This window comes from Nocardia sp. NPDC057272 (assembly GCF_042668615.1).
Lineage (GTDB): Bacteria > Actinomycetota > Actinomycetes > Mycobacteriales > Mycobacteriaceae > Nocardia.
The window spans coordinates 293083-313909 of the sequence record NZ_JBHUYK010000005.1; the positions used below are offsets into that span (position 1 = coordinate 293083).

A 20827-nucleotide genomic window follows, 5' to 3' on the forward strand; every position below is an offset into this window, starting at 1 on the left:
AGCCGGCCGTCGTGCCTGCTGCCTGCACAATGAGGCATTACGCGCACGTCGCCAGCTCCCGTTCGAGAGGTTGAGGAACCATGCCAGCACAGCCGTCCGGTGGGATCGGGTGACGAAGCCGAAGTTGACCGAGTCGAATACCGAATCCGCTGACGATGTCTCCACCGGGGGAGTGCGCCGCACCGTGCTTCCCGGTGGCCTTCGCGTGGTCACCGAACACGTGCCCGGCGTGCGCTCCGCCTCCATCGGGGTGTGGGTAGGCGTCGGTTCGCGCGACGAGGGCCCCACCGTGGCCGGCGCCGCGCACTTTCTCGAACACCTGCTGTTCAAGGCGACGCCCACGCGCACCGCCCTCGACATCGCGCAGTCCATGGACGCGGTCGGCGGTGAGCTCAACGCGTTCACCGCCAAGGAACAGACCTGCTACTACGCCCACGTCATCGACGAGGACCTGCCGCTCGCGGTGGACCTCGTCTCGGATGTGGTGCTCAACGGTCTGTGCCGCGCGATCGACGTCGACGTGGAGCGCCAGGTGGTCCTGGAAGAGATCGCGATGCGCGACGACGACCCCGAAGACCTGGTCGCCGACTCCTTCCTCACCGCCATGTTCGGCGACCACCCGATCGGGCGCCCGGTGATCGGCAGCGTCGAATCCATCGAGAACATGCAGGCAACCCAGCTGCGCGGCTTCCATCAGCGCCGCTACCGGCCCGAGCGCATGGTCGTCGCGGTGGCGGGCAACGTGGAGCACGAACGCGTCGTGGAACTGGTGCACCTCGCGTTCGGGCCACACCTGGACACCGCCGCCGAGCCCGCGCCGCGCCGCGAAGGGAAGTTCCGCGCGCAGGGCGCACCCGGCCTGATCAGGATCAACCGCGACAGTGAACAGACCCACCTCGCCTTCGGCGTGCGGGCGTTCGGCAGGCACGAAGGCCAACAGCGCTGGCCGCTGTCGATCCTCAACACCATCGTCGGCGGCGGCCTGAGTTCGCGCCTGTTCCAGCACATCCGGGAAGAACGCGGCCTGGCCTACTCGGTGTACTCGAGCGTCGACACCTTCGCCGACACCGGCGCGTTCTCGGTCTCGCTCGGCTGCCAGCCCGAAAACCTCGGCCAGGTCGCGACATTGGCACGCGGCGTGCTCGACGAAGTCGCCGCCAACGGTGTCACCGATGCCGAATGCGCCAGGGCCAAGGGCTCTTTGCGCGGCGGACTGGTCTTGGGCCTCGAGGACTCGGCCTCCCGGATGAACCGCATCGGCCGCAGCGAACTCAGCTACGGCAACCACCGCAGCGTCTCGGCGACGCTGGCGCGCATCGACGCCGTCACCACCGACGAGGTCAGCGAGATCGCCCGAACCCTGCTCGCCCGTCCTTACGGTGCCGCGGTGTCCGGCCCGTACCAGCGCACCCGCGATCTGCCCGCCTCGGTGCGAAAGCTCGTCGAACGCTGAGCGATTCGGCTCCCGCTGTCCGGGCGATCAGCGCAAGGACCGCTCGTCGCGGTGGGTGGCATCCGCGTCCACGCGGTTGGCGGCGTCGACGATCGAGGGGAGCAGGCCGGGCAGGGCGTGCTCCACGGCGTCGGTGCGCAGTGTCTGGAAGGTCTGACCGTCGATGGTGAGCCGTTCGATCAGGCCCGCTTCGCGCAGGATCTTGAAGTGGTGGGTCGCGGTGGATTTGTTGATCGCGTCGTAGAGCGCCGCACAGCGGACGGGGGCGGCCGCGTTGCTCAGCCGACGGACCATCTCCAGGCGGACGGGGTCGTGGAGGGCGCCGAGGACGGTGGGGAGCGCGGCCACGGGTATGGTCGGCGCCGGGGTCAGATCTTTAGCCTGTGTCATGAGTTACCTCACTCGGGGGTTTGATAGTCATCATACTCGGCGTAGCCTGATCATCGTTCGATGGTTATCAAACTCTGCTGATGGGGGCTGCTGTGGCAGCGACAACGATGGCGCCGGTCGAGGCCGGGCAGCGCTGGGCGTACGGGCTAGTCTTGGCCGCGAGCGCGGTGGCGCTCGGGGTTTCCGGGGCGCCCGCTCCGCTCTACGGGATCTATGAGACCGAGTGGCATCTGTCCCCGCTGACCACGACGATGGTCTTCGCCGTCTATGCCTTCGCGGCGCTCGGCGCGGTGCTGGTCTCCGGCCGGATCTCCGATGTGGTCGGCCGCAAGCCGGTGATGATCGGCGCCTTCGCCACCATGATCCTCGGGCTGGTCGTCTTCCTGCTCGCCGATTCGGTGCCGATGTTGTTGCTGGCCAGGGCACTGCACGGGGCAGCCGTCGGCGCCACCGTCGTCGCGGGCGCGGCGGCGCTGCTGGATCTGCGGCCCGAGCGTGGTGCGCGATCCGGGCAGCTCAGTGGCGTGGCGTTCAACGTCGGCATCGCGGTGGCGGTCCTCGGCACCGCGGTCCTGGCGCAGTACGCGCCCTCGCCGCTGCGCACGCCGTACGTCGTGATCGCCGCGGTGTGCCTCGCCGCGGGGGCGGGCATCCTCGCGCTGCGTGAACCACACACCGCTCGCGTGAAGGCGCGCATCACCATCGCGAAACCGTCTGTCCCGCACGAGATCAGGGCCGACTTCTGGTTCTCCGCGATCGGCGTGATGGCCGCCTGGTCGGTGCTGGGCGTGCTGCTGTCGCTGTACCCGTCGCTGGCCGCGGCGGAGACCGGCATGCACAACCTGGTGTTCGGCGGCGTCGTCGTCGCGAGCACCGCGCTGTCCGCGGCCCTGGCGCAGCTGTTCGCCACCCGCATCCCCGCCCGGCGCGCCGCGGTGATCGGCGACCTCGGCATGGCCGCGTCGCTGCTGGCCACCATCCCGGCGCTGGCCACGAAACAGCCCGCCGTCGTGATCGTGGCGGGCCTGGTGCTCGGCGCCACGTTCGGGCTCGGATTCGGCGGCTCGCTGCGGCACCTCGCCGAAGTGGTTCCGCACGATCGCCGCGGCGAAACCATGTCGGCCTACTACCTGCTGGCCTATTCGGCGATGGCGCTGCCGACCCTCGCGGCGGGCTGGGCGGCGACGACCTGGGGGATCGCGACGGTGTTCCCGTGGTTCATCGTGATCGTCTCGGTGGCGTGTGTCTGCGCCGCGCTGCTCGGACTGCGCGGGACCAGGGCCGCCACGCGAACGGCGTAGAACGCAGGCCGGTCCCGAGGGAATCGGGACCGGCCTGGGCACTCACTCGGGCCAACCGCCGTACGGAACGGTGATCAGTTCCAGGAAGTGGCCGTTGGGGTCGAGGAAATAGACACCGCGACCACCGTCGTTGTGATTGATCTCGTTGACCCCGTGTTGCTGCGGGTCGGCCCAATGGTCCAGCTTGTAGCGCTGGATCTTGGCGTAGGCCGCGTCGAACTCGGCCTCGGAGACCAGGAACGCGTAGTGCTGCGGCTGGATCTCGGAAACGAAGGGCGGGACCTCGGCGAAGTCGAAGGCCGCACCGTGCTCGAGGGCGATCGGAATGAACGGCCCCCACTCTTTTCCTACGTCCAACCCGAGGATGTCCGCCCAGAACTCGGCGGTCTCCCGATTATCGCGGCATCCGACAATGGTGTGATTGAACTGCACTGACAGGGGATTTCTCCTTGTTCGTGATGGCGCCGACCCTGGGCACGGTACGAGGCGGCCGACAGGAGCACCATCACCGAGATCGAGGTTAGCGACAGATCCCGGAACCTGTAAAGGGCACTCGCGGTAGCGTCGCGAGCATGAAGATTCGTGGAGCCGTTCTGGAACGGATCGCCGATCCGGCGCCGTTCGCCGATTCGCAGCCCATCACGGTGTGTGACCTGGAATTGGCCGAACCGGGTCAGGGCGAATTGCTGGTGCGCATCGAAGCTGCCGGCCTGTGCCATTCGGATCTGTCTGTGGTGGACGGCAATCGGGTGCGTCCGGTGCCCATGCTGCTCGGCCACGAAGCCGCCGGCATCGTCGAATCGGTGGGCACCGGGGTCACCGATGTGGCCCCTGGGCAGCGGGTCGTGATGACATTCCTGCCGCGCTGCGGCGACTGCGCGGGCTGTGCGAGCAACGGACGCACCCCGTGCGGGCCGGGCAGTGTGGCCAACAACGCGGGCGAACTGCTCGGCGGCGGGCGACGGCTCACCCGCGACGGCGAGGTGGTGCAGCACCATCTCGGCGTCTCCGGCTTCGCCACGCACGCGGTGGTGGACCGGCGCTCGGTCGTCCCGGTCGACGACGACGTGCCGCCCGAAGTGGCGGCGGTGCTCGGCTGCGCGGTGCTCACCGGCGGCGGCGCTTTGCTCAACGCCGCGAAACCCGGTGCGGGCGACCGGATCATGGTGGTCGGGCTCGGTGGCGTCGGGATGGCGGCGGTGCTCGTCGCGGTATCGCTCGGTCTCGGTGAGGTGATCGCCGTCGACACGGTTCCCGAAAAGCTTTCGCTGGCCCGCGAATTCGGTGCGACCGTGGCCTGCACGCCGGGGGAGGTCGCCGAGCAGGGCGTGCAGGCCGACGTGGTGATCGAAGCGGCGGGCAACGTCCGCGCGTTCGAAACCGCCGTCGCCGCAACAGCACCCGGTGGCGTCACCGTGACGGTGGGACTGCCGGCCCCGACCGCCACCGCCACCATCTCGCCACTGGCGCTGGTGGCACAGGGCCGCACCATCATCGGCAGCTACCTCGGCTCGGCTGTTCCCGACCGTGACATCCCCGAATACGTGCGGCGGTGGCGCGAGGGCAAGCTGCCGCTGGAACGGCTCGTCTCGGCTCGCATCGGACTCGACCAGGTGAACCAGGCGATGGACGATCTCGCGGCGGGCGCGGCGCTACGACAGGTGATCGTCTTCGACTGACGCCTCCGCCTGCCCGATGGTGTGAGGTCGGCGCCGCGGCCCCACGGGCTGCTCGATAGGCTTCGACGAGCAAGCTGAGTCGAGGACGAGGAGATGCGGTGACCATTCGGGTCGGAGTGCTCGGAGCACGCGGCAAGGTCGGGCAGGCGATCTGCGCGGCGGTGGAGGCGGCGCCCGATCTGGAGCTGGTGGCGCAGGTCGACAAGGGTGACGCGCTCGAGACGTTCACCGAGGCGGGCACCCAGGTGGTCGTCGATTTCACCCACCCCGATGTGGTGATGGGCAACCTGAAGTTCCTGATCGAGAACGGCATCCACGCCGTCGTCGGCACCACCGGCTTCGACGAGGCCCGCCTCGCCGACGTGCGCGGGCAGCTGGCGCAGCGGCCCGAGGTGGGCGTGCTGATCGCGCCGAACTTCGCCATCGGCGCTGTGCTGTCGATGCGTTTCGCCGAGCAGGCGGCGCGGTTCTTCGACTCGGTCGAGGTCATCGAGCTGCACCACCCGAACAAGGCCGACGCCCCCTCGGGCACCGCCTACCGCACCGCCGCGGTGATCGCCGCGGCTCGCGCCGAGGCCGGGGTGGGGATCAGCCCCGACGCCACCACCACCGAACTCGAGGGTGCCCGCGGCGCCGATGTCGACGGTGTGCGCGTGCATTCGGTGCGTCTGGCCGGGCTCGTCGCCCACCAGGAGGTGCTGTTCGGCACCCAGGGCGAGACCCTGACCATCCGCCACGACTCCATCGACCGGTCCTCGTTCGCACCGGGCGTGCTGCTCGGGGTGCGCGAGATCGCCGGACGGCCGGGTCTGACCGTCGGGCTCGACCCGTTCCTGGATCTGTGAGCGACTCCGACGCGCAGCGACCCGATCGGCAGGTCCTGAAAACCGTTGCGGTCGTGGTGTTTCTGGTCATCGCGCTGCTGTTCTACTTCGTGCGGCTCGGCGGGCTCGCCATCGCCTACATCGCCGACGGCGGGTTCGCGGGTATCGCGATCGGCATCGGCATGCTGCTGCTGCCCGTCGTCGGTCTCTGGATCCTGTGGGCGACCTTGAGCGCGGCGTTCGCGCATCAACGGCTGGCCCGGCGTATCCACGAGGAAGGCCTGGAGGTCGACACCTCGCAACTGCCGCGCCGACCCTCGGGCCGGATCGAACGCGACGCGGCCGACGCCCTGTTCGCACAGATCAAGACCGAATGGGAAGCCGACCCGGACAACTGGCGCTCCTCCTACCGGCTGGCCCGCGCCTACGACTACGCAGGCGACCGGGGCCGCGCCCGCGACACCATGCGCCGCGCGGTGGCACTGGAAAAACTGGAACGCGACCCAGGAGAGTAGCGAGCCCATGGCCCGGTTGCTGATCATCCATCACACCCCGTCGCCGCACACCCAGGCGATGTTCGAAGCGGTCCTCGCCGGGGCGAGCGACCCGGAGATCGAGGGGGTCGAGGTGGTGCGCCGGGCCGCGCTGGCGGTGACCGCCGTCGACGTGCTCGACGCCGACGGCTACCTGCTCGGCACCCCGGCCAACCTCGGCTACATGAGCGGTGCCCTCAAACACGCCTTCGACACCATCTACTACCCGTGCCTCGACTCGACCGGCGGACGGCCCTACGGGCTCTACCTGCACGGCAACGAAGGCACCGAAGGCGCCGAGAGCAGCGTGGAGCGGATCACCACCGGGCTGGGCTGGCAGCGCGCCGCCGAGGCGGTCGTGGTCTCGGGACCGCCGAGCAAGGCCGATCTCGAGAAATGCTGGGAACTGGGCGCGACCATCGCCGCTGGTCTGATGGAATAGCTGATCGCGACAGCGGACCCGCCCCGAATTTTGGTGGGCTGACACGCGGGCTCGGGATGCGGTAGAACTCGACCGACGTGTTGCGGGCTGGCCGCGGTGGGTGTTCGAGGATGGGGAGTGGTCGGGTGAGCGAGTTGGCGCAGACGCGCACGGTGCGGCGGGTCGGTCTGGTGGAGGACCACGAGTCCGTGGCGATCGGGCTGGCGGCCATGCTCGGCCCCGAACCCGACCTGGAACTGGTGGCGGTGGCGGAGTCCGTCGCCGGGCTGCTGGCCGAGACCACCGATCTCGATCTCGTCGTCCTCGATCTGCGCCTGCCCGACGGCTCGACGCCCGAGGACAATGTCACCGCGCTGCGTGAACGCGACATCGAGGTGCTGGTGTTCACCGGCGCCGACAACGCCTTCCTGGTCCGCTCCGCCGCCAAAGCGGGCGTGCTCGGGGTCCTGCGCAAGTCCGAGAGTGTGGCGACCGTGGTCGAGGCGGTGCGCCGGGCCGCGTCGGGGGAGCAGGTGGTGACCACCGACTGGGCCGCCGCCATCGACGGCGATCCGAAGCTCTCCGACGTCGGGCTCAGCCCGCGTCAGGAGGAAGTGCTGATGCTGTACGCCTCGGGCGAGAAGGCCTCGCGGGTGGCCCGGCTGACCGGTCTGTCGGAACAGACCGTCAACGACTACCTCGGCCGCATCCGGCAGAAGTACGCCGACGCGGGCCGACCCGCGCCCACCAAGACCGATCTGTACAAACGGGCCGTCGAGGACGGATGGCTGCCCGTGCCGGAAAGGCAGCAGCGCACGTGACCGATCTCGCGGTCGCGACGGCGCCCGCACCGGTCGGCGACGTCGAATTCTCGCGCGCGGCGACCGACCAGATCCTGCGCAGGCTCGGGCTGGTGATCGGGACCGGCGCCACGATGGTGATGGTGCTGGAACTGCCCGCGGTGCTGGTGCAGCCGATCAATCAGTCGGTGTGGCCGGAACTGCATCTGATGTCGGCGTATCTGATGTTCGGTGTGCTGGCGATCGTGTCGGCGCGCGGCCCCGCCGCGGCGATCCGGCGCACCGCCGCCGCGGCCGCCCTGTGCTATCTCGCGGCCACCGTGGCGACGCCGCTGGTGTACTCGGTGGTGCACATCGGTTCGTTCGCTTCGTGGCCCTATCGAGGGCTCGCTGTCGGCGTGCTGGCCGCGGGTCTGGCGTGGCCGCGACGTGGTGCGGCCGCGTTCGCGGCCCTGCTCGCGGTGGTGACCAGTGTGTCGAATGCCCTTGTGGTGCCGGACAGTTCGATGTGGGCGTTGTTCGGCGACATCACCAGGGCGCTCGGCGTAGCCGCGCTGTTCCTGTGGTGCGTGGTGTACGCGCGTGCCGCCGCCGAACGTGTCGACCGGGAAGCGGTCCGGCAGCGCAGCCGGGCGGCGGCGGTCGCGGCGACCTCGGCCAGGGAACGCGAGGGCGCGCGTTTCGCGGCGCTCATCCACGACGCGGTGCTGTCGACGCTGCTGGAGGCCTCGCGGGCGCAGCAGTCCTCGCCGGTGCTGCGCAACCAGGCCGCGCGCACCCTCGAACAGCTCGAGCTGTCGCGGACCGCGCCCGAGATCGACCACCTCGACGCCGCCGCGGCGATCGAATTCCTGCGCGAGGCGGTGTGCGAGGTGGAATCGGAGATCCCGGTGCAGGTGTCCTCGCGGCGCGCGGCCGATCTGTGCCTGCCGATCGAGGCCGCGCAGGTGCTCGGGGCCGCGCTCTCGGAGGCGGTGCGCAACAGCGTGCGTCATGCCGACGTCCCCGGTCGGACGGTGCGGCGCGGCGTGTCGGTCACCATCGCGACCGGCGGCATCCGGGTGGTGCTGTCCGATGACGGCGCCGGGTTCGACCCAGCGCGGGTGTCGGCCGATCGGATGGGGATCGCGGGCAGCATCCTGGGCCGGATGCGCGCGCTCGCCGGTGGCGCGGCGTTCGTGGAATCGGCGCCGGGCGCGGGAACCGTGGTGACGCTGGTGTGGGGTAGCTGATGGTCGATCGGGATCTGCCGTTCGCGATGCGCGATCTGTTCGGCCTCAGCGACGGCACGGCGTGGCTGTTCGTGGTGATCTTCGAAGCCACCATCGTGATGTACCTGCGGGTGAATTTCGATATCGCCCCGCCGGCGGCCGCGGCCGCCGCGCTGGTGCTGATGGCAGTGGCCGCGCTGGTGGTGCTGGTGTTCCCCGTGGACCCGCTGCCGTGGCCCGCCACGATCTTCGTGGCGTGTGCCGGACCTGCGGCGATGGCGCTCACCGTGCCGTGGCTCGAGAGTTCGTCGGGATTCGCCCACCAGCTGTGGACCGCCTATCCGACGTCGTATCTGCTGGCGATGCTGGTGCTGCGCGGGCGGATCGTGTCGGCCTGGCTCGGCGTAGCGGCCGCCGCGACGGTGCTGGTGACGATGGGAGTGTTCACCAGTTGGCACCCCGAAACCGTGGTGCGCGCGCTGACGCCGGTCGCCACCGTCGGCGCGGTGACGGTGTTCATGTCGATCGTGCGGCCTACCCAGCGTTCGCTGCGGGAACTGCGCAGCGAGGCCAATCGACGCGCGGCGACCGAGGCCGCGCTGGCCGCGGCCAACGCCGAGCGTGATCGTCAGCTGGGAGCCCTCGACCGGGTGGCCGGGCCCCTGCTCGCCCGCATCGCAGCCGGGATCGAGCTCACCGACACCGAACGCGAACAGTGCAGGCTGCTCGAAGCCGAACTGCGCGACGGTCTCCGGGCGCCGCAGCTGGTCACCGATCGGCTCAGCGCCGCCGCTCGGGGGGCCCGATCGCGCGGCGTCGAGGTCACCCTGCTCGACGACGGCGGCTTCCTCGGGGTACCGGAATGGGTGCGCCACCACGTGATCGAGGCCGCGGTCGACGAACTCGACATGGCGCGAGCGGGCTCGGTGACCGTGCGCGTGCTGCCGGTCGGCAGACGCTGGGTGGCGACCGTGCTGGCCGCCGCGCCGGGCGGGGATCGGCGGACCGAGATCGACACCGCGGGCGAGGTCCGGGTCTCCACCTGAGCGCCGAAAACCTGTCGGACCCCTGTGTCAGGCTGAGCAGATGCAGCGGATGAATGCGGCGCAGGCCCGTCGAACGGCGCTGGCCGCGCAGGGCTTCGGCAAGCGAAGGCCGACCAACCCGAAGCGTCGGGCCGTGCTCGATGTGGTCGCCAGAACCCGTCTGCTGCAAATAGATTCGGTCTCCGCTGTGGTCCGTGCGCACTACGCGCCGGTGTTCAGCCGGATCGGCCCCTACGATCGCAGCCTGCTCGACGGCGCCGCCTGGAGCGACAGCGCCAAAGCGCGACGGGGGCTGGTGGAGTACTGGGCGCACGAGGCGGCACTGATCCCGGTCGCCGACTGGCCGCTGATGCGCTGGCGGATGCGGGAGTACCGGCACGGGCGCTGGTCGGGGATGCGCAAGATCGTCGAACGAAATCCCACGCTGGGCAAGGACATTCTCGATGTCGTGACCGAGGTGGGCGCGGCGAGCGCGGGAGAGATCGAACGTCATCTGGAACTGGACAAGCCGCGGCCGAAGGGGACCTGGTGGAACCTGAGCGACACGAAGATGATCTGCGAGCAGCTCTTCGCCGCCGGTGAGCTGTCCACCGCCCGCCGGGTAGGGTTCACCCGGCACTACGACCTCACCGAGCGGGTCGTCCCGGCCGATGTACGCGACCGGGAGATCGCCGAGGACGATGCCGCGCGCGAGCTGATCCGCCGGTCCAGCCGGGCCCTGGGGATCGGCACCGAGGCCGACCTGCGCGACTACTACCGCCTGGCCCGGCGCCAGAGCGCTCCGGCGATCGCCGACCTGGTCGACGCGGGCGAACTACTACCCGTTGATGTCGACGGCTGGGACGCGCCCGCCTACCTGCACCCGGAGGCCGCCACCCCGCGCCGGATCACCGGGACCGCGCTGCTGTGCCCGTTCGATCCGCTGATCTTCTTCCGCCCACGCACCCAGCGGGTCTTCGACTTCCACTACCGCATCGAGATCTACACCCCCGAACCCAAACGGGTGCACGGCTATTACGTCTTCCCCCTGCTCGTCGACGGCAAGCTCGTCGGCCGGGTGGATCTGCGCGCCGAACGCGCCACCGGCCGACTGCTCGCCCCCGGCGCGTTCGCCGAACCCGGCTACGCGACCGTCGAGACCGCCGAGGCCTTGCGTGGGGCCCTGCGGGAAATGGCCGACTGGCTCGAACTCGACGAAGTCGTTATCGGCGAACGCGGCGACCTGGCTCCACTGCTGTGATCTCGGACGCCGTCTACCAGCCCTTGCCGCCGTATCCGCGCATCTGATCCTTCAACGCGCCACTGACGGCACCGGAGAGCCAGGAGTTGAGCGACTGCCCGTTCTGCTGGGCCGCTTCCTCCGCGCGGGACTTGAGCTGTTCGACCAAGCGCAGGGTCACCCGGCTGATGTCGCCAGTCATTTCCTCGAAAGTCTGGGGTTCCTCCGCGCCCGGCGGCGTGTTCTTGCGCACGTCGGCCTTCGCCTCCGTACCTTCCAGGCGGACGTGCACGGTGCGGTCACCGAGTTCGGTACTGATCTCGGCGGCCAGTTCCGACAGCGCCGACAGCAGCACCAGGCGGCTCGAACTCTCCACCGCGGCGGCGAGGGCGGCGGCGGTGGCCTGCGTTTTCTCGTCGCCGAGCGCGGCGGCGGCGATCAGTTCCTCGCGCAAACGCGCGGTATGAGCATTCAGATCCATGACATCATTGTGACGTCATATGTGACATCACGCAAGGTGAAAAACACCCACCGGCAGCCGCTTCGGGCGCTAGGGTGTCGAGGCGCATCCGGCGACCGGGTAGCCTTTCTGACCATGACGAACGGTGAATCGACGCCAACGGAGCTGCGCGCGTCCGGCACGGTAGGTGTCGCGATGGTGACCCCCTTCAGCGCTGCGGGCAAGCTCGACGTCGATGCCGGTGTCGCACTGGCGGCACACCTGGTCGACCGTGGGGTCGACCTGCTGATCATCTCGGGTACCACCGGCGAATCGCCGACCACGACCGAAACCGAGAAGCACGATCTGCTGCGGGCGGTCGTCGACGGCGTCGGCGACCGGGCCACCGTGGTCGCGGGCGCGGGTACCTACGACACCGCGCACTCGATCGAACTGGCGCGTGCCGCGGAGAACGCGGGCGCGCACGGTCTGCTCGTGGTGACCCCGTACTACTCGCGGCCCACACAGGAGGGCCTGATCGCGCATTTCACCGCGGTCGCCGACGCCACCGCGCTGCCGATCACGCTCTACGACATTCCACCGAGGTCGGTGGTGCCTATCGCCATCGACACGATCCGGCGCCTTGCCGAGCATCCCAACATCGTCGCGGTGAAGGATGCCAAGGGCGATCTCGTCTCCGGAGCCGATCTCATCGCGACCACCGATCTGGATTTCTACTCCGGTGACGACGGACTGAATCTCCCCTGGCTCTCGGTCGGTGCGGTCGGATTCATCAGCGTCATCGGACACCTCGTGCCGGAGCGACTGCGCGAGATCCACCACGCCTACACCACCGGTGACGTGGCCAGGGCGCGAGAGATCAACGCGACACTACTGCCGCTGTACGCGGCCATGACCCGCCTGGGAGGTGTGGCGATGTGTAAGGGAGGACTCCGATTGCTCGGCATCGACGTAGGTGAGCCCCGATTGCCCCAGCTGATGCCGACGCAGGCACAGCTCGAGGAGCTGGCGCTGGACCTGCAGGCCGCGGGGGTGTCGGCATGACCGAACCCGTAGCCCGTAAGCCCCGACGCCGGTCGGCATCGCGTGCCGCCGGTGCGCCAGAGCCGACGCCGGTTGAGACCGCGCAAGCCGCGGTGCAGAAAGTGGTCGCGCCCGAGCAAGCCCCCGTGGCGCAGGAACCGGCGATCGCCGAACCGATCGCCGAGGTCACCGCGGAGGCGAACCTGGCCGGTAACGCCGAAGTGGGCACCGACCTGCTCGGCGTCGCCGAAGAGCGGGTGACCGCGAAGAAGACGGCGCCGCGACGCGCGAGGGCCAAGCCGGCTACCGAAGCCAAGGGCAAGCAGGCCGAGGCCAAGAGCAAGCCCGCCGCCGAGCAGTCCCGCGGCGGTGGCCGTGGCAGGCAGGGCGGTGGACGCGGTCGAGGTTCGGCGCCGGTCGCCGAGCCGCGCGAGAAGGCTGCCCACGACAAGCTGGGCCCGCCGCCGAAGCTGGTGAAGAACGGCCTTCGCCTGTTCGCCCTGGGCGGTATCGGCGAAATCGGCCGCAACATGACGGTGTTCGAATACGGCGGCAAGCTGCTGATCGTCGACTGCGGTGTGCTGTTCCCCGAGGACCAGCAGCCCGGTGTCGACCTGATCCTGCCGGACTTCGGGCCCATCGAGGACCGGATGGCCGACGTCGAGGCCATCGTGCTCACCCACGGCCACGAGGACCACATCGGTGCCGTGCCGTTCCTGCTGCGCCTGCGCCAGGACATCCCGGTGATCGGCGCCAAGTTCACCCTCGCGCTGGTCGCGGCCAAGGCTCGCGAGCACCGGTTGCAGCCCAAGCTGCGCGAGGTCGCCGAGGGCGAGACCACGGTGCACGGCCCGTTCGAGCTCGAGTACTTCGCGGTCAACCACTCGATTCCCGACGCGCTGGCCGTGGCCATCCGCACCGGTGCCGGCGTCGTTCTGCACACCGGCGACATCAAGCTCGACCAGCTGCCCCTCGACGGCCGCCTCACCGACCTGGCCGGTTTCTCCCGCCTCGGCGACGAAGGTGTCGACCTGTTCCTGGTCGACTCCACCAACGCCGAGGTTCCCGGCTTCGTCACCCCCGAGCGCGAGATCGGTGGCGTGCTCGACAATGTGATCGGCAAGGCCACCAACCGCGTCATCGTGGCGTCGTTCGCCAGCCACGTGCACCGCATCCAGCAGGTCGTCGACGTGGCGCAGAAGTACAACCGCAAGGTCTGCTTCGTCGGCCGCTCGATGGTCCGCAACATGGAGATCGCGCAGGACCTCGGCTACCTCACGGTGCCCGACAACGTCGTGGTCACCCTCGATCAGGCCGCGAACCTGCCCGGTAATCGCCTGGTGCTGATCTCCACCGGCTCCCAGGGCGAGCCGCTCTCGGCGCTGTCACGGATGGCACGAGGCGAGCACCGGCAGATCAACATCCGCGCCGACGACCTGGTCGTGCTGGCGTCCTCGCTGATCCCCGGCAACGAGAACTCGGTGTTCGCCGTGGTCAACGGCCTGGCCAGGCTCGGCGCGACCGTGATCACCCAGCAGAACGCGAAGGTGCACGTCTCCGGGCACGCTTCCGCCGGTGAGCTGCTGTATCTGTACAACGCGGTGCGCCCGACCAACGCCATGCCCGTGCACGGCGAATGGCGGCACCTGCGCGCCAACGCCGCGCTGGCCGTGGCGACCGGTGTGCCCGAGGAGCGGGTCATGCTGGCGGAGGACGGCGTGGTGGTCGACCTGGTCGACGGCATCGCCTCCATCGTCGGCCGTGTACCGGTCGGACACGTCTACGTCGACGGCCTCTCGGTCGGTGATGTCGGCGAATCGACCCTGTCGGACCGCCTGGTCCTGGGCGAGGGTGGGTTCATCTCGATCACCATCGTCATCGACTCCACCACCGGCAAGGCGGTGAGCACGCCCGAGCTCAACGGGCGCGGCTTCTCCGACGACCGGACCGCGCTCGACGGCGCGAACGAACTGGTCGAGGCGGAACTGCTGCGCCTGGCCGGTGAGGGCATCACCGACACCCACCGCATCGCCCAGGGCGTGCGCCGGGTGGTCGGCCGCTGGGTCGCCGACGTCTACCGTCGTCGTCCGATGATCGTGCCGACGGTCGTCGCCGTCTGATCGAGAGATCAACAGATCAACTGAAAACCGCTGGGCGACATTGTCGCCCAGCGGTTTTCTTGATATTCGGACCGATTCGGACCGATTCGGACCGATTCGGACCGGGTCTCAGGCCTGGCAGGCCGCGGAGTCGAGTTGCGCCGACTTCACGATGTTGCACGCGAACACGTGCGACACCTTCCAGGAATCGTCCTCGGCGACGAAGTCGACGAAGGCGTCCTTGACCGGGGCGCCGTCGATGGTGACATCGGCGTTCGCCTTGAGCTTGCCGTCGGCGGGGTCGCCGACGGTGGTGATGGCGACCTTGACGTTGTTCTGCTTGGCCGCCTCGACGAACTTGTCGACCAGCATCGGATCCTGGTCGGCGTCCTCGATATAGGTCTTCTTCTCGTCACCGGTGAGCTGACCCGCGAGGGCCTTGTTCAACCGGGCGTTCAGCTCGGCGGCGGTCGGCTTGGGCAGGTTGGGCACCGTGGTGGCCGCGGGCTCGCCGCCCTCTTCCTTGCCCGACTTGGCGTCGCCCGTTTCGAAGGCGCCGCCCTTGGCAGTGGTGGTTGCCGCGCCGGTGCTGGTCGAGTCGGCGTCGGAACTGCACGCGCTGAGGCCGAGCGCCGCGACGATCGCGACGATCGCGACGAGAACGGCAGCGGATTTCACTGGACGGTTGTTCACTACAACTCCCATGATCATGGTCGAAACGGTCGGGCTAGAGCTGGTAGCCGCTGGTGCAGTTCCAGTGCTTGATGTAGGCGTTGCCCGGATTGTTGTTCAGCGCTTCGCGTTTCGCGCCGCCGATCGTCGACGCGGAGCCGTAGCTCCACCACCCGCGCGAGATCGCGATGGCTCCACACCCGTTGCGGTAGGACACCTTCACGTCGCACCCGCCACCGCCACCGCCACGCAGGCAGGCCGACATGGCACCGGCCTCGGCATCGGCGTAGCTGCCGTAGTCGGTGGCGTATCCGTAAACCCCCGGTTTGACCGACACCGCGATGGCGCCGTAGTTGCCCGACTGCGCCTGGGCCGGTGCGATGTGCCCCGCGAACACTGCGGCTGCGGTGGCACCCAGCACGGCCGCGCTGGTGAGCATTCTCTTCACTTGTAGCGTCCCCTTCATCTGCACGGGTCGACGACCCGATAGAGCGCAGTCAACGTACCGAGGGTTACGGCGCCTGCGCCAGCCTCACGAGCCCGCGCACGCCCGAATCAGTGGCGATCGACAAGGATTCCGTAAGTTCGGGCCCGCGAAACGCGGTCCCCGGCGAGATTTCCCCACGCTGACCGGGGCGCTGCGACCTGCGCATCCACCCTGGATCACCGCGGCGAGCACGGTGGGACCAGTGTTGCGGATGGTCTCGGAGGTGTTCGAGCGGCTAGCCTGATGGTCATGGCAGGTAAGTCCCGCAGCACCACGACCTCTCGTGCGCGGGCGGGATCGACCAGGGGGCAGACGCCGGCGGCGCGGTCTCGTTCGGCGACCCCGCGAGCGACGGCGGCTCCGCGTGGGCGCACCACGCCCGTACGCAGGCCGGTCAAACGCGCCTCCAACACCGCACCGCTGGCGGTGATCAGCCGCGGGATCGGGAGCGGTTGGACCATGCTGGCGCGCGGCGTCGGCGCCACCACCCGCACGCTGAGCCGGGCGGGCGACCTGGACCACGGGCACCGGCGCGACGGCATCGGCCTGGCGCTCATCGCGTTGAGTGCGATCATCGCCGCCGCGATGTGGCTGTCGGCGGGCGGGCCGGTCGGCCGTTTCCTCGAAGACATCGTACGGGCGATCGCCGGTTCCGCGGCCGCGCTGGCGCCGATTCTGCTGGTCGCGCTCGCGGTGGTGCTGATGCGCACCGAACCACATCCGGAGATCCGGCCACGGCTGGTCCTCGGTGGGCTACTCGTCGTGCTTCCCGCTCTGGGGATCTGGCACCTGGCGGCTGGTTCCCCCACCGACGCGGACGGCCGCGCCACCGCGGCAGGCGCGCTCGGCTATGCGATCGGCGGACCGCTCGGCCAGGGCCTCACGCCGTGGCTCGCGCTGCCGATCCTGTTGCTGGCCATGATGTTCGGCGTCTTGCTGCTCACCGGAACCACGGTGCGCGAGGTGCCTGCCAAGCTGCGCGAATACTTCGGCCTCGGCGAATACGCCGACGACAGCGACCCCTACGACCCGGCCAACTACGACGCCGACGGATTCCCGGTGCACCGCAACCGAACCCGTCGCCGCGGCCGCAACCCCGACGACAACTACCCGCCCGACGAGTTCGGCGGCTCCGACGCGGTCACCGAATCACTGGGCGAACCGCCGCTGCGCGATGCCAAGCCGATCGAGGAACCGCCCGCGCCCGCACCGAAACCGGCGCGCAAGCGGCCGGTGGTCAAGCCGGTCGATCAGACCCCGCCGCCGCCACCGGAACCGGAGTTCGTCACCGATCGGGTCGTCGACGGCGACTACACGCTGCCCCCGCTGACACTGCTGCTCGACGGCGACCCGCCCAAGAAGCGTTCCGCGGCCAACGAATCGATGATCGAGGCGATCACCGAAGTCCTGGTGCAGTTCAAGATCGACGCCGCGGTCACCGGGTTCGTGCGTGGCCCCACCGTCACTCGCTACGAGGTGGAGCTCGGTCCCGGCGTCAAGGTCGAGAAGATCACCGCGCTGGCCCGCAACCTCGCCTACGCCGTCGCCACCGAGAACGTCCGCCTGCTCGCGCCCATCCCCGGTAAGTCGGCCGTGGGCATCGAAGTGCCCAACGCCGACCGCGAATTGGTGCGCCTGGCCGACGTCCTGAAGTCGCCGCACACCCGCAACGATCACCATCCGCTGGTGATCGGTCTCGGCAAGAACATCGAGGGCGAGTTCGTCTCGGCGAACCTGGCCAAGATGCCGCACTTGCTGGTGGCCGGTTCCACCGGTTCGGGTAAGTCGAGTTTCGTGAACTCGATGCTGATCTCGCTGCTGCACCGGGCCACCCCCGAGGAGGTCAGGATGATCCTGATCGACCCGAAGATGGTGGAGCTCACGCCGTACGAGGGCATTCCGCACCTGATCACGCCCATCATCACCCAGCCGAAGAAGGCCGCCGCCGCGCTGGCCTGGCTGGTCGAGGAGATGGAGCAGCGCTACCAGGACATGCAGGCCAACAAGGTCCGCCACATCGACGACTTCAACAAGAACGTGCGATCGGGCAAGATCACCGCGCCGCTGGGCAGTGAGCGCGTCTACCGGCCCTACCCGTACATCCTGGCCATCGTCGACGAGCTGGCCGACCTGATGATGACCGCACCGCGTGACGTCGAGGACGCGATCGTGCGGATCACCCAGAAGGCGCGTGCCGCCGGTATCCACCTGGTGCTGGCCACCCAGCGGCCCTCGGTGGACGTGGTGACCGGTCTGATCAAGACCAATGTGCCCTCGCGGCTGGCGTTCGCCACCTCCTCGCTCACCGACTCGCGCGTCATCCTGGACCAGCCGGGCGCGGAGAAACTGATCGGCATGGGCGACGGGCTGTTCCTGCCGATGGGTCAGGGCAAGCCCACCCGTTTGCAGGGCGCGTTCATCTCCGACGAGGAGATCCAGGCCGTCGTCGAGTTCAGCAAGACCCAGGCCGAACCCGAATATCAGGAGGGCGTCACCGCGGCCAAGGCCGGCGAGGTCAAGGACGTCGACCCCGATATCGGCGACGACATGGACGTGCTGCTGCAAGCGGTGGAGCTGGTGGTCACCTCACAGTTCGGTTCGACCTCCATGCTGCAGCGCAAGCTGCGCGTCGGCTTCGCCAAGGCGGGCCGGTTGATGGACCTGATGGAAACGCGCGGCGTGGTCGGGCCCAGCGAGGGCTCCAAGGCGCGCGACGTACTCATCAAGCCCGACGAATTGGACGGGTTGCTGTGGTCGATCCGTGGCGGTGATCCCGGTGCGTCCGAGGACGAGTGACGCCGTTCCCGGTTTGCTCTGACCGCGCCGGAAGCAGGCGGCGACGAACGAGGAGGGACCTGGCACGGCTCATGGTCGGAAACGGCCCGGGGTCGGGCGAAAATCGCCTGTCAGGCGATGAAGCGGGCGCGCGCGAGGCGGGTACCCGGCTTCACGGCACCGGGGCTGTGCCGGTGCATCGCGGTGGGGCGCTGGTTCTGCGCGGTGGATTCGTACACGGCTGGCTCCTCTCGGGGCTGTGGTCGGGATATGCGGTGACGGTAGCAGCGGTAGCGAACCGGGCGAAAGCGCTTTTCCGTGTGCGCGGCGGGTGCGTCGGCCGCCGATGTGTGTGAAATCATGACGGGCAATCGTTCCGCAAAGCCGACTGAAACGGACAATTCGGGCATGATGGGCGACATGAACTTCATCGATCGGACCACCACATGCAGGTGACCACGCTCGAGTGGGTGATCACCGGACTGGTGATCCTCGGCCTGTTCGTCTTCGACTTCTTCGCCCACGTGCGCACCCCGCACGAGCCCACCTTCAAGGAATCGGGCATCTGGTCGGCCGTCTACATCAGCTTGGCGCTGCTGTTCGGCCTGTTCGTCGCCTGGAAATGGGGCGGCACGTTCTCGGGGGAGTACTACGCGGGCTTCGTGACCGAGAAAGCGCTCTCGGTCGACAACCTGTTCATCTTCCTCATCATCATGAGTACCTTCGCCGTGCCGCGGATCTACCAGCAGAAGGTGCTGCTGATCGGCATCGTGCTGGCGCTGGCGATGCGCGGTGTGTTCATCGCGGTCGGCGCGGCCGCGATCAGCGCGTACAGCTGGGTGTTCTACCTGTTCGGCGCGTTCCTGATCTACACCGCGATCAACCTGCTGCGCGAGAGCGGGCACGAGGTCGAACACGAGAAGAAGCGCGACAGCTACATCGTCTCGCTGGCCAAACGGATCCTGCCCACCACCGACGAGTACGACGGCGACAAGCTCGTCACCCGGATCAACGGTAAACGCGTGGTGACGCCGCTGCTGCTCGCACTGCTGGCGATCGGTTTCGCCGACCTGCTGTTCGCGCTGGACTCGATTCCGGCGATCTACGGTCTCACCGAGGAGCCGTACCTGGTGTTCACCGCCAACGCCTTCGCGTTGATGGGTCTGCGTCAGCTGTACTTCCTCATCGGCGGACTGCTCGACCGCCTGGTGTACCTGTCCTACGGCCTGGCCGCGATTCTGGCGTTCATCGGCGTGAAGCTGGTGCTGCACGCGCTGCACGAGAACACGCTGTCGTTCATCAACGGCGGTGAGCACGTGAGCGTCCCGGAGATCTCCACGGCGGTCTCGCTGAGCGTGATCATCGGCATTCTGATCATCGCGACAGTGGCGAGCCTGCTGCGTACCCGCCGCACCAACGCCTGACACAAGCCGACGAACAGCACTGCCCGGAACCGCAGGGTTCCGGGCAGTGCTGTATCCGGGTGTCGGCTACTCGGCGAAGGCGCCCATCACGGGCAGCCACTCGACCGCACGGACGGCGTCGATCAGCCCCAGTTTCGCGAACGGATCGTTGGTCAGCAGCTCGGTCAGCGAGGGGGCGTCCTCGGCGCGGAACAGCAGCAGCGCGCCCGAACCGTCGGGGTAGGGCCCGCTACTGAGCACCGTGCCCGCGTCGACGAGCGCGTTCAGCCAGCCGCGATGCTCGGGTCGGTTGGTCGCGCGGTCGGCCGCCGTCGCATCGGAGTAGGTGTAGTGGACAGCGAAGATCGGCACAGTCGATCACTTTCTCGCGAGGGATTCTCTACAGGGTCAGCAGCATGCGGGTATTGCCGAGGGTGTTCGGCTTGACGAAGCTCAGGTCGAGGAATTCGGCGACACCGGTGTCGTAGGAGCGGCACATCTCCGCGTACACCTCGGCGGTGACGGGCGTGCCGTCGATCTCGACGAACCCGTGCCTGCCGAAGAAGTCCACCTCGAAAGTGAGCACGAACACACGCTGCAACTGCAGTTCGCGGGCGACGGTGACCAGATGCTCGACCACCGCGCCGCCGACTCCGCGCCCCTTGACGACGGGATCGACTGCGACAGTGCGTACTTCGCCCAGATCGGCCCATAGGACGTGCAACGCGCCACAGCCGACGACCTGCCCGTCGAGCTCGGCGACCCAGAACTCCTGCACCGATTCGTACAGGGTGACCAGGTTCTTCTCGAGCAGGATGCGGCCCGCGTACTCGTCGACGAGGCGCTTGATCTCGGGGACATCGGAGGTTCGCGCTCGTCGGACGACCACGCCGGAAACAGGCGCCACAGTGGGCGCGGCAGGATGCGCGTCGCTGGTCGAACCGCTCAAGGGTCCCCGTGAGGTCATGGGTGCACAGTAGTCGGCCGGGTTACCGATAGTCTGAACATGTGCCGCACATCCTGTCGTTCCG

General features: G+C 68.7%; 21 protein-coding genes. 14 read left to right on the forward strand and 7 right to left on the reverse strand.

What is annotated here, in order from left to right; translation table 11 throughout:
- Positions 1-109: 109 nt before the first annotated feature.
- Entirely contained in the window at positions 110-1453 is a 1344-nt protein-coding gene (locus tag ACFULV_RS10565) for a M16 family metallopeptidase (protein ID WP_378655339.1), read from the forward strand.
- 27 nt (positions 1454-1480) lie between these two features.
- Here ACFULV_RS10565 and ACFULV_RS10570 read toward each other — a convergent pair whose 3' ends face one another.
- Positions 1481-1843: an ArsR/SmtB family transcription factor gene (locus ACFULV_RS10570; protein ID WP_378626545.1), complete on the reverse strand. Its 363-nt coding sequence runs from the start codon at positions 1841-1843 to the stop codon at positions 1481-1483.
- Positions 1844-1950: 107 nt separating this feature from the next.
- On the opposite strand from ACFULV_RS10570, the gene ACFULV_RS10575 reads away from it, so the two are divergent.
- Positions 1951-3144: an MFS transporter gene (locus ACFULV_RS10575; RefSeq protein ID WP_378628261.1), complete on the forward strand. Its 1194-nt coding sequence runs from the start codon at positions 1951-1953 to the stop codon at positions 3142-3144.
- A gap of 42 nt (positions 3145-3186) precedes the next feature.
- Here ACFULV_RS10575 and ACFULV_RS10580 read toward each other — a convergent pair whose 3' ends face one another.
- Entirely contained in the window at positions 3187-3582 is a 396-nt protein-coding gene (locus ACFULV_RS10580; RefSeq protein WP_378655479.1) for a VOC family protein, read from the reverse strand.
- Between the two features lie 134 nt (positions 3583-3716).
- Here ACFULV_RS10580 and ACFULV_RS10585 point away from each other — a divergent pair, with 134 nt between their 5' ends.
- From ACFULV_RS10585 to ACFULV_RS10620, 8 genes are all read left to right on the forward strand, one after another.
- Positions 3717-4823: an alcohol dehydrogenase catalytic domain-containing protein gene (locus tag ACFULV_RS10585; RefSeq protein WP_378655341.1), complete on the forward strand. Its 1107-nt coding sequence runs from the start codon at positions 3717-3719 to the stop codon at positions 4821-4823.
- 98 nt (positions 4824-4921) lie between these two features.
- Positions 4922-5668: a 4-hydroxy-tetrahydrodipicolinate reductase gene (dapB, locus tag ACFULV_RS10590; protein ID WP_378655345.1), complete on the forward strand. Its 747-nt coding sequence runs from the start codon at positions 4922-4924 to the stop codon at positions 5666-5668.
- Positions 5665-6162 (forward strand): hypothetical protein, encoded by a 498-nt coding sequence (locus ACFULV_RS10595; RefSeq protein ID WP_378655348.1) that lies wholly within the window; start codon positions 5665-5667, stop codon positions 6160-6162. Before dapB ends, ACFULV_RS10595 begins: the two co-directional genes overlap by 4 nt.
- Positions 6163-6169: 7 nt before the next feature.
- On the forward strand, positions 6170-6622 hold the full coding sequence (locus tag ACFULV_RS10600; RefSeq protein ID WP_378655351.1) for a flavodoxin family protein: 453 nt from the start codon (positions 6170-6172) through the stop codon (positions 6620-6622).
- A gap of 110 nt (positions 6623-6732) precedes the next feature.
- Positions 6733-7422 (forward strand): response regulator, encoded by a 690-nt coding sequence (locus ACFULV_RS10605; protein ID WP_378626553.1) that lies wholly within the window; start codon positions 6733-6735, stop codon positions 7420-7422.
- A complete protein-coding gene (locus ACFULV_RS10610) occupies positions 7419-8633 on the forward strand; it encodes a sensor histidine kinase (RefSeq protein ID WP_378655353.1) in 1215 nt (404 codons plus the stop codon). The genes ACFULV_RS10605 and ACFULV_RS10610 overlap by 4 nt, the downstream gene beginning before the upstream one ends.
- A complete protein-coding gene (locus ACFULV_RS10615; protein ID WP_378655356.1) occupies positions 8633-9658 on the forward strand; it encodes a hypothetical protein in 1026 nt (341 codons plus the stop codon). The genes ACFULV_RS10610 and ACFULV_RS10615 overlap by 1 nt, the downstream gene beginning before the upstream one ends.
- A gap of 40 nt (positions 9659-9698) precedes the next feature.
- Positions 9699-10898 carry a winged helix-turn-helix domain-containing protein gene (locus ACFULV_RS10620; RefSeq protein ID WP_378655358.1) on the forward strand — a complete coding sequence of 400 codons (1200 nt, stop codon included), beginning with the start codon at positions 9699-9701 and terminating at the stop codon, positions 10896-10898.
- A gap of 13 nt (positions 10899-10911) precedes the next feature.
- Here the strand turns inward: ACFULV_RS10620 and ACFULV_RS10625 are convergent, their stop codons facing one another.
- Complete coding sequence (locus ACFULV_RS10625) at positions 10912-11358, reverse strand: hypothetical protein (protein ID WP_056811459.1); 447 nt, start codon at positions 11356-11358, stop codon at positions 10912-10914.
- A gap of 114 nt (positions 11359-11472) precedes the next feature.
- Between ACFULV_RS10625 and dapA the strand changes: the two genes are divergently transcribed.
- Both dapA and ACFULV_RS10635 read left to right on the forward strand, forming a co-directional pair.
- A complete protein-coding gene (gene dapA / locus ACFULV_RS10630; protein ID WP_358062402.1) occupies positions 11473-12381 on the forward strand; it encodes a 4-hydroxy-tetrahydrodipicolinate synthase in 909 nt (302 codons plus the stop codon).
- Positions 12378-14480 carry an RNase J family beta-CASP ribonuclease gene (locus tag ACFULV_RS10635; RefSeq protein ID WP_378655361.1) on the forward strand — a complete coding sequence of 701 codons (2103 nt, stop codon included), beginning with the start codon at positions 12378-12380 and terminating at the stop codon, positions 14478-14480. The genes dapA and ACFULV_RS10635 overlap by 4 nt, the downstream gene beginning before the upstream one ends.
- Positions 14481-14588: 108 nt before the next feature.
- On the opposite strand, the gene ACFULV_RS10640 is transcribed toward ACFULV_RS10635, so the two are convergent.
- Positions 14589-15152: a hypothetical protein gene (locus ACFULV_RS10640; RefSeq protein WP_378655364.1), complete on the reverse strand. Its 564-nt coding sequence runs from the start codon at positions 15150-15152 to the stop codon at positions 14589-14591.
- Between the two features lie 34 nt (positions 15153-15186).
- Complete coding sequence (locus tag ACFULV_RS10645; RefSeq protein WP_378628262.1) at positions 15187-15570, reverse strand: DUF4189 domain-containing protein; 384 nt, start codon at positions 15568-15570, stop codon at positions 15187-15189.
- A 297-nt stretch (positions 15571-15867) separates the two neighbouring features.
- Here ACFULV_RS10645 and ACFULV_RS10650 point away from each other — a divergent pair, with 297 nt between their 5' ends.
- A complete protein-coding gene (locus ACFULV_RS10650; protein WP_378626562.1) occupies positions 15868-18414 on the forward strand; it encodes a DNA translocase FtsK in 2547 nt (848 codons plus the stop codon).
- A 425-nt stretch (positions 18415-18839) separates the two neighbouring features.
- The gene (locus tag ACFULV_RS10655; RefSeq protein WP_378655367.1) at positions 18840-19817 is read left to right on the forward strand and encodes a TerC family protein; all 978 of its coding nucleotides are present in this window, start codon (positions 18840-18842) and stop codon (positions 19815-19817) included.
- A 66-nt stretch (positions 19818-19883) separates the two neighbouring features.
- On the opposite strand, the gene ACFULV_RS10660 is transcribed toward ACFULV_RS10655, so the two are convergent.
- Together ACFULV_RS10660 and ACFULV_RS10665 are read right to left on the reverse strand one after the other, a co-directional pair.
- Positions 19884-20168 carry a YciI family protein gene (locus ACFULV_RS10660; RefSeq protein WP_378626567.1) on the reverse strand — a complete coding sequence of 95 codons (285 nt, stop codon included), beginning with the start codon at positions 20166-20168 and terminating at the stop codon, positions 19884-19886.
- Between the two features lie 28 nt (positions 20169-20196).
- Entirely contained in the window at positions 20197-20763 is a 567-nt protein-coding gene (locus ACFULV_RS10665) for an amino-acid N-acetyltransferase (protein ID WP_378626568.1), read from the reverse strand.
- Positions 20764-20827: the final 64 nt, after the last annotated feature.

Coding starts and splice junctions, on each gene's coding strand:
- ACFULV_RS10585 (WP_378655341.1), top strand. CDS start 3,717: ATGAAGATTCGTGGAGCCGTTCTGGAACGGATCGCCGATCCGGCGCCG.
- ACFULV_RS10620 (WP_378655358.1), top strand. CDS start 9,699: ATGCAGCGGATGAATGCGGCGCAGGCCCGTCGAACGGCGCTGGCCGCG.
- dapA (WP_358062402.1), top strand. CDS start 11,473: ATGACGAACGGTGAATCGACGCCAACGGAGCTGCGCGCGTCCGGCACG.
- ACFULV_RS10665 (WP_378626568.1), bottom strand. CDS start 20,763: ATGACCTCACGGGGACCCTTGAGCGGTTCGACCAGCGACGCGCATCCT.
- ACFULV_RS10655 (WP_378655367.1), top strand. CDS start 18,840: ATGCAGGTGACCACGCTCGAGTGGGTGATCACCGGACTGGTGATCCTC.
- ACFULV_RS10605 (WP_378626553.1), top strand. CDS start 6,733: ATGGGGAGTGGTCGGGTGAGCGAGTTGGCGCAGACGCGCACGGTGCGG.
- ACFULV_RS10600 (WP_378655351.1), top strand. CDS start 6,170: ATGGCCCGGTTGCTGATCATCCATCACACCCCGTCGCCGCACACCCAG.
- ACFULV_RS10645 (WP_378628262.1), bottom strand. CDS start 15,570: ATGCTCACCAGCGCGGCCGTGCTGGGTGCCACCGCAGCCGCAGTGTTC.
- ACFULV_RS10570 (WP_378626545.1), bottom strand. CDS start 1,843: ATGACACAGGCTAAAGATCTGACCCCGGCGCCGACCATACCCGTGGCC.
- ACFULV_RS10635 (WP_378655361.1), top strand. CDS start 12,378: ATGACCGAACCCGTAGCCCGTAAGCCCCGACGCCGGTCGGCATCGCGT.
- ACFULV_RS10615 (WP_378655356.1), top strand. CDS start 8,633: ATGGTCGATCGGGATCTGCCGTTCGCGATGCGCGATCTGTTCGGCCTC.
- ACFULV_RS10575 (WP_378628261.1), top strand. CDS start 1,951: ATGGCGCCGGTCGAGGCCGGGCAGCGCTGGGCGTACGGGCTAGTCTTG.
- ACFULV_RS10650 (WP_378626562.1), top strand. CDS start 15,868: ATGGCAGGTAAGTCCCGCAGCACCACGACCTCTCGTGCGCGGGCGGGA.
- ACFULV_RS10625 (WP_056811459.1), bottom strand. CDS start 11,358: ATGGATCTGAATGCTCATACCGCGCGTTTGCGCGAGGAACTGATCGCC.